Here is an 8,216-nt window from a genome sequence, read left to right as displayed (position 1 = left end):
CGAATTCCAGAACAACGAAACAGCACACCTCGAACTACCGAACCTTCTCGTCGAATTCGACGAACTCGATACCGGAACTACCAAGTTCGACCTGCAGCTGCGCGTCGACGAGCAGGTGTCGGCCAGCGGCTCCTCGAGCGCAGCATTCACGTACTCGACCGCTCTGTTCGAGGCTGCCACGATCGACAATTTCGTCGACCGATTTCTTCGGCTGTTGCGATCCATCTCCGAAGCGCCTACCGCACCGCTGCGTGATGTCGACATACTGTCGATCAGAGAACGGGAAACCGTACTCCAGAAGTGGAATTCGACCGACCACGCGCTTCCCGCCGTCGTCGGAACCGATCCGACACTCAACAGCCTGTTCGACCTGCAGGTCGCGCGGAGCCCGTACTCGATCGCGCTGGTCTTCGACGACGAACATGTGACCTACCGAGAACTGGACGAACGCGCCAACCAACTCGCGCGACACTTGGTGTCGTTGGGAGTTGGACCGGAATCCCATGTGGGGCTTGCTATCCGACGCTCCGTCGACCTCCTTGTCGGAATGTATGCGATCGTCAAAGCCGGTGGCGCGTACGTGCCGATCGATCCCGATCACCCGGTCGATCGGTCCGCGTATGTACTCGACAGCGCACGCCCGGTGTGCATTCTGACGACCAGCCGAGATTGGATCGACGTCTCCGTGGCGACGCCGGTGCTCGCTATCGACCTCATCGACGTGTCGGACAGGTCGACTACACCTCTGGGCGCGGGTGACCGGCTCGGTACCGTCTCCGGCCGCAACACTGCCTACGTCATCTACACCTCGGGTTCGACAGGTCGCCCGAAGGGCGTAGCGGTCACCCACGAAGCAATCGTCAACCGACTGCTGTGGATGCAGAACGAGTACAAGCTCGAACCGTCGGACACTGTCTTGCAGAAGACTCCGGCTACTTTCGACGTGTCCGTGTGGGAGTTCTTCTGGGCACTCCAGGTCGGCGCGAAACTGGTGATCGCGACGCCCGACGGGCACCGTGACCCAGAATATCTGTCCCGAGTGATCCTGCGCGAGCGCATCACCACGGTGCACTTCGTTCCGTCGATGCTCGCCGTGTTCGTCGACGGCGCGCATCCAGAGGACTGCAACTCACTTCGCCTGGTGTTCTGCAGCGGCGAAGCACTACCACCCGCGACGGTCCACGCGTTCGTCGGCTTCTCGGATGCGTCTCTGCACAATCTGTACGGACCGACAGAGGCGGCCGTCGATGTCACCTATTACCACTGTGCCACCACGGAACTGACGTCGATTCCTATCGGCGCACCGGTATGGAACACACGTGTGTTCGTGCTCGATGCTTCGCTGAAGCCTGCGCCTATCGGTGCACCCGGCGAGTTGTACCTGGCGGGTATACAACTCGCACGCGGATACGTGGGGCGCGGAGATCTGACCGCGGATCGATTCGTCGCCGACCCGTACGGTGAGCCAGGCACACGGATGTATCGCACCGGTGACCTGGTTCGATGGCGCGCAGACGGCACCATCGAGTACATCGGCAGAACCGATTTCCAGGTCAAGCTGCGCGGACTGCGAATCGAATTGCCGGAGATCGAGGCCGCTCTGTTGCGACATCCCTCCGTCGCACAAGCCGTCGCACTCGTCCACAGCACCGTCTCCACCGGCGAGATTCTCGTGGCCTATGTCGTGCCTACCCGCGATTCCGTCTTCGAAGCAACAGTTCTCACCGATGCGGTTGCGGAATCCCTTCCGGCGTACATGGTGCCGTCGCTCGTGATGGAACTGTCCGAGTTCCCGTTGAACGCCAGCGGCAAGCTCGACCGAAAGCTGCTGCCGTCACCGATGTTCGCATTGTCCGACGACGAAATCGTGGCACCGTCGAATCCGGTCGAGGAGATCATCGCGGCAGAGTTCGCTGACCTTCTCGGCGGCGATCAGATCGGTGTCACGCAGAACTTCTTCTCGGTCGGTGGCAACTCCCTGGTCGCAATGCGGCTGGTGGCCAGGATCAACACCGCAGTCGGATCGTCACTGACCGTCCGGGACCTGTTCGATGCTCCGACCGTCCGTGCACTGGCATCGACAGTGGAATCACAGGGCCACCGGACCGATTCGAAACCGGCTCTCGTTCCGATCGATCGACCGGCGGCAGTACCGGTATCGCTCGCGCAGCAGCGCATGTGGTTCATCAACCAATTCGACACGACGTCCGCTGCCTACAACGTGGCGTTCGCCATGCGCATGACCGGGCGCCTGGACCTGGATGCGCTGCGAAGCGCGGTCGGGGACGTCGTCGACCGACACGAATCCCTGCGAACCGTGTTTCCGCTCACCGACGACGGTCCGGTTCAGTCGATTCTCGAGTCGCACCAGGCGTTGCCCGATCTCACCGCGGTGCGCGCCGAGTCCGAGTCGCGGGTGCACGAACTGGTAGCCGAGGTCGTCACTACCGGCTTCGACGTGTCGAGCAGCGTTCCGGTCAGAGCGCGACTCATCGAGATCGACGAGAACGAACATGTGCTCGCCTTCGTCGTCCACCACATCTCGTCCGACGGGTTCTCCACGGCGCCGCTGGCGCGCGACTTGATCGTGGCATATAGCGCGCGGATGCAGGGGGAAGCCCCCACCACCTCGCCTCTTCCGGTGCAGTACGCGGATTACTCACTCTGGCAACGCGAGTTCCTCGGATCGGAGTCCGACCCCTCGTCGCTCATGTCTGCTCAATTGGCATTCTGGGTCGATACGCTGTCAGGGGCGCCGGAAGTGCTCGAACTCCCGACCGACCGACCACGCCCGACGGAATCCTCGTTCCGCGGCTCCCAGGTGGAATTCTCCGTCGACTCCGTCGTACACGAGCGGATGGCAGAGCTGGCTTCGAGCCACGATTCCAGTGTCTTCATGATCGTCCATGCGTCGCTGACGGTGCTGCTGTCGGCCTTGTCGGCGTCCACCGACATCTCGATAGGCACGCCGATCTCCGGCCGTGGGGACGCGGCACTCGACGAGTTGGTCGGAATGTTCGTCAACACCCTGGTGCTCCGCACCGAGGTGGACCCAGCAGGATCCTTCGAGAACCTTCTCGCCGATGTTCGTTCCACAGACCTGGCTGCATTCACACACTCCGACATACCGTTCGAACGTGTCGTCGATGCTCTCGATCCGGCCCGGTCCACCGCACATACACCGTTGTTCCAGGTCATGCTCGAGTTCCAACACACCGACCGCCCCACTATCGAACTTCCGGGCCTGAACGTGGAAGCAATGGAGCTCGCGAACGATGTCGCGAACTTCGACCTTCAGCTGACCGTCTCCGAGTCGTTCGATTCCGCAGGCAACCATGCCGGCATCGAGGCGTCGTTCCGGTACGCGATGGATCTGTTCGATGAATCCACGGTGCGGACGTTCGCCACGCGGTTCACTGCAATTCTGAGCGCCGTGACCATCGATCCCAGCGTCGCAGTCGGTGACGTCGATCTGCTGTCTCCGGACGAGCACGGCGCGCTGACCCCGGTTCGTGGGCCCGAATCCGTTGCGCCCCGACTACTGCCGGACATTCTCGCCGACGCCGTCACTGCAGCCGGGGTCTCGTCGCAGGCACTCGTGTTCGACGGTGGCGTCATGAGCTACGGGGAACTGGATTCACGCTCGTCGCAGTTGGCACGCATGATCACCGATCATGGGGTTGGTCCCGGCGACGTCGTTGCGCTCGCGCTGCCTCGTAGCTACGAGGCGATCGTTGCCGTGTGGGCAACGGCAAAGGCGGGAGCAGCATTCCTCCCTGTCGACCCGACGTACCCTGCGGATCGCATCACGCACATGATCAGCGATTCCGGCGTGGCACTCGGTCTGACGACAATGGCGGACACCGCATCGCTCGCGATGCTGTCCGATTCCACGGTGTGGATCGTCGTGGACGACCCCCGGTTCCGATCCGTCACAGCAGAATTCTCGGACGAACCCGTCACGGATGCAGATCGAGTCGAACCGCTTCACTTGGACGACGCCGCGTACCTGATCTATACATCGGGTTCCACGGGGGTGCCCAAGGGCGTCGTCGTCACCCATCGTGGTCTGGCGAATCTGGCTGCCGAAGAACGAATTCGGTTCGAGGTGTCACCCGGTTGCCGCACTCTTGCTTTCGCTTCCCCCAGTTTCGACGCGTCCATTCTCGAGTTCATGCTGGCCTTCGGCGCGGGCGCGACGATGGTGATCGCACCACCCGACATGTACGGCGGCCCGGATCTGGCCCAGTTGATGAAAGATCAGGACGTTTCGCACGCATTCGTGACGCCGGCGGCATTGGCGTCGGTGGATCCAACCGGTCTGACGGCACTACGCGTCATCGCGACCGGAGGAGACGCGTGTCCTCCCGATCTGGTCGCACGGTGGGCCCCAGGCCGAAAGATGTTCAACGCGTACGGGCCCACGGAAGCGACGATCTTCTCCTCGATCAGCGACCAGCTCCAACCGGGGGCGCCGGTCGACATCGGCTCACCGACAATCGGTTTCGCCGAGGTAGTGCTCGACATTCGCATGAAGCCCGTCCCGGTGGGTGTGCCAGGTGAACTGTATCTGGCGGGACCTGCCCTAGCCCGCGGCTACCACGGTCGTCACCCGCTGACAGCCGAACGCTTCGTTGCGAACCCGTTCGGGGACCCAGGCAGCCGCATGTACCGCACCGGCGATGTGGTGCGGTGGAATCGCAGTGGCGCACTGGAATTCGTGGGACGCAGCGATTCGCAGGTCAAGGTACGTGGTTTCCGTATCGAGTTGGGCGAGATAGACGCCGTTCTCGCGGCGCACCCTGCGGTCGAGTTCGTGACGACCGCAGGCGTGAAAGGCCCTGCAGGCAACACGATCCTCGTCGCATGGTTCGTTCCCGCCTCGGGCAGCAGCGTGGACACTCAGGTGTTGCGCAACCATGTCGCCGACTCTTTGCCCTCCCATATGATTCCGACGTCGTTCGTCGTGCTGGAGTCGATACCTCTCACTCCTGCGGGCAAGCTCGACCGCAGAGCGCTCCCGGATCCGACGTTCGATCACCATTCGGAATCGACCCGGAGTGCAAATACGCAGGTCGAGAAGCTCCTGGCGGGCTTGTTCTCGGAGGTGCTTCAGCTCGACAACGTCGGAGTGGACGACTCCTTCTTCGCGCTCGGCGGCGACAGCATCATGTCCATCCAGCTGGTGTCCCGGGCCAAGGCTGCCGGGCTCGTCCTGACCCCGAGGGACGTGTTCGAACGCAAGACGGTCGCAGCTCTGGCCGAAGTGGCGCTCGCAGCGGACAGTGCGTCGGTCGCCGTTCTCGACGAGTTGCCCGGCGGCGGTGTCGGTGAAGTCCCTCTTACTCCCATCACCAGATGGATGGTCGATCGAACGCAAGTATTCGATCGCCACACGCAGACGGCATTGCTGTCGATGCCCAGCGGCATCGACCGATCTGCTCTCGAAGGCACAGTGCAGGCTGTGCTCGATCACCACGACATGCTGCGCGCGCGTCTTCGTCACCACGACGCCGCATGGACGATGGATGTCCAGCCGGTCGGCTCCGTCGCCGCCGCAGCAGTACTGCATCGAGTCACCGTCGATTCGACGACCGGGGACAAGTTCTCGTCTTTGGCAGCGGCCGAACTCGACAGGGCCGCAGCACGACTCGATCCAGCGTCGGGCGCCATGATTCAATTCGTATGGTTCGCCTCGGAGACCGACTCGGGACGCCTGCTGATCGTCGCGCATCACCTCGTCGTCGACGGCGTGTCCTGGCGTGTGCTCGTTCCCGATCTCGCGACTGCGTGGTCCCAGATCAATGCGGGGGACGAGGCTGCGCTGTTGCCAGTCGGAACGTCCATGCGTCGGTGGGCCCACGGGTTGGTCGAGACGGCAGAATCCCGCCGTCGCGAACTCTCGATGTGGGAAGACACACTGAGCGGATCGGATCCACTGGTCGGATCCCGCCCTCTCGACCCGACGGTCGACGTCTATTCGACGGTCGATCGCGTCGAGGTCGAACTGCCCGCGGACGTCACCGAGGCGTTGCTGACCACTGTTCCGGAGAAGTTCCACGGCAGTGTCAACGACGGACTGATGGCGGGCTTGGCGCTGGCGATCGGTGCCTGGCGTCGCGCCAACGGAGTGGACACCGAGGATTCGCTGGTCAGCCTCGAGGCTCACGGCCGTGAGGATCACGTGGTTCCCGGTGCCGATCTCTCTCGGACGATCGGCTGGTTCACGACGATCTATCCCGTTCGCATCGACCTACGCGGAATCGACCTCGACGACGCTCTCGCCGGCGGACCTGCTGCGGGGGCACTGGTGAAGGCAGTGAAGGAGCGACTGCTCGGCGTTCCGGACCACGGTATCGGGTACGGCATGCTTCGGTATCTCGACGCAGACTCCAGTGATGTACTGGCGCAGTACAGCGCTCCGCAGATCAGCTTCAACTACCTCGGTCGCTACAGCGCCGGGATCCCCGAGAATCTCCGGGGTGTCGGCTGGCTGCCGGTCGAGGACGACGAGATCGGCGATGTCCAGAACCAGGATCTGCCGGTGTCGGCGGCGCTCGACATCAACGCAGTCACCACCACCGGACGCGATGGCGACGCGCTGAAGGCGACGTTTGCGTACCCGACGGGTGTACTGCGACGCGAGGACATCGAAGAGTTGGCGGAGCTGTGGGTTTCCGCGCTGACCGCACTGACTCGCCACATACACGACCCGAGCGCAGGTGGATTCACCCCGTCCGATCTCGATCTCGTTGCGCTCGATCAGAAGTCGATCGACGACGTCGAACGCCGATACCCCGCGCTCGTCGACATCTGGTCGATGTCTCCGCTGCAATCCGGCATGTTGTTTCATGCCGAGCTGTCCGACCAGACCGTCGACGCCTACGTCGTTCAGCTCGTGATGGCTCTCACCGGTTCGGTGGACAAGGCGAGACTTCGACGTGCCGCACAGGCTCTGCTCGACCGCCACTCGAATCTCCGAACCGCGTTCGTGCACGATTTGGAGGGCGAGTCCATTCAGGTCGTCGAGCGTGACGTCGACGTTCCCTGGCACGACATCGACTTGACGTCTTTCAACGAGACCGACACTGCCGACGAGCTCGAACGAATCATGGCAGCGGACCGGGCCACCCGATTCAACATGGCAGTGGCCCCGCTTCTCCGCTTCACGTTCATCGAGGTGGGCGACGCCGACTGGCGTGTCGTGCTGACCAATCACCACATTCTCATCGACGGCTGGTCGACGCCCCTGATCATTCGTGAGCTCCTGACGCTGTACGCGACCGACGCCGACGACTCGCTATTGCCTCGTGTTCCTGCATACCGCGACTACCTCGCGTGGATGAGCCGACGTGACAGCGCGAGTGCGCGCGACGCGTGGGTATCCGCACTGTCCGGATTGTCGGAACCGACGTTATTGACTCCAGTCGAGAGTCGCCATCAGGAGTCGACACGGGCGGGACGTGCGTTGACCTCACTGGACGCGCCGTCGACCGCGCGTCTGAGGACAGTTGCGCGCGAACGCGGAGTCACCGTGAACACCCTCGTTCAGGCTGCGTGGGGAACCGTCTTGGCAACCTTGACCGGCCGAACGGATGTGTTGTTCGGCGCGACCGTGTCCGGACGACCTCCGGAGATCAACGACATCGAGTCGATGATCGGCCTGTTCATCAACACTCTGCCCGTCCGAGTAACGCTCGATCCGCGGGAAACGCTGAGTGCGTTCATCGTTCGACTCCAGTCCGAGCAGGCGGGGCTTCTCGACCACCACTACCTGGGCCTTACCGAGATCCAGCGCGCTATCGGGCCGGTCGTCGCGTTCGACACACTGACGGTGTTCGAGTCCTACCCTGTCGACCGTGCAGGGTTGACCGACGAAACCGATATCGCCGGTTTGCGCGTATCGGACATCGTCGACGGAAGTGACACTGCCCAGTACCCGCTCACCCTCGTTGCGATGGTCGACGAGCGCCTTCACATCGAGGCCAAGTACCTCCCGGAATTGTTCGAGGCGCACGACGTCGACGTGATCGTCGAGCGGATCGTACGGGTGCTCGAAGCGTATGCGACGCAACCCGAACTGCGCGTCGGGCAGTTGCAGTTGCTCTCGGATTCCGAGCGCGCGTCGTTGATGCCAGTGTCCAGTGCTGCGTCGGCAAGTGGTGTGTCGGTGGGTGGTCGGGTGTTGTCGGAGGTGTTTTCTTCGGCGGTGGGTG

The 8,216-nt window shown here is 62.9% G+C and carries 1 protein-coding gene; it reads left to right on the top strand.

Going from position 1 to position 8,216, the window contains the following annotated elements; all coding sequences use genetic code 11:
- Nucleotides 1-8,216 (top strand): amino acid adenylation domain-containing protein (locus tag ACODSO_RS28760; RefSeq protein WP_489040030.1); only part of this gene is annotated, 8,216 nt, incomplete at both ends.

Source organism: Rhodococcus sp. FG69 (assembly GCF_057808915.1).
Note: the sequence above shows the minus strand (reverse complement) of the source record. Positions and strands in the feature narration are given on the sequence as shown.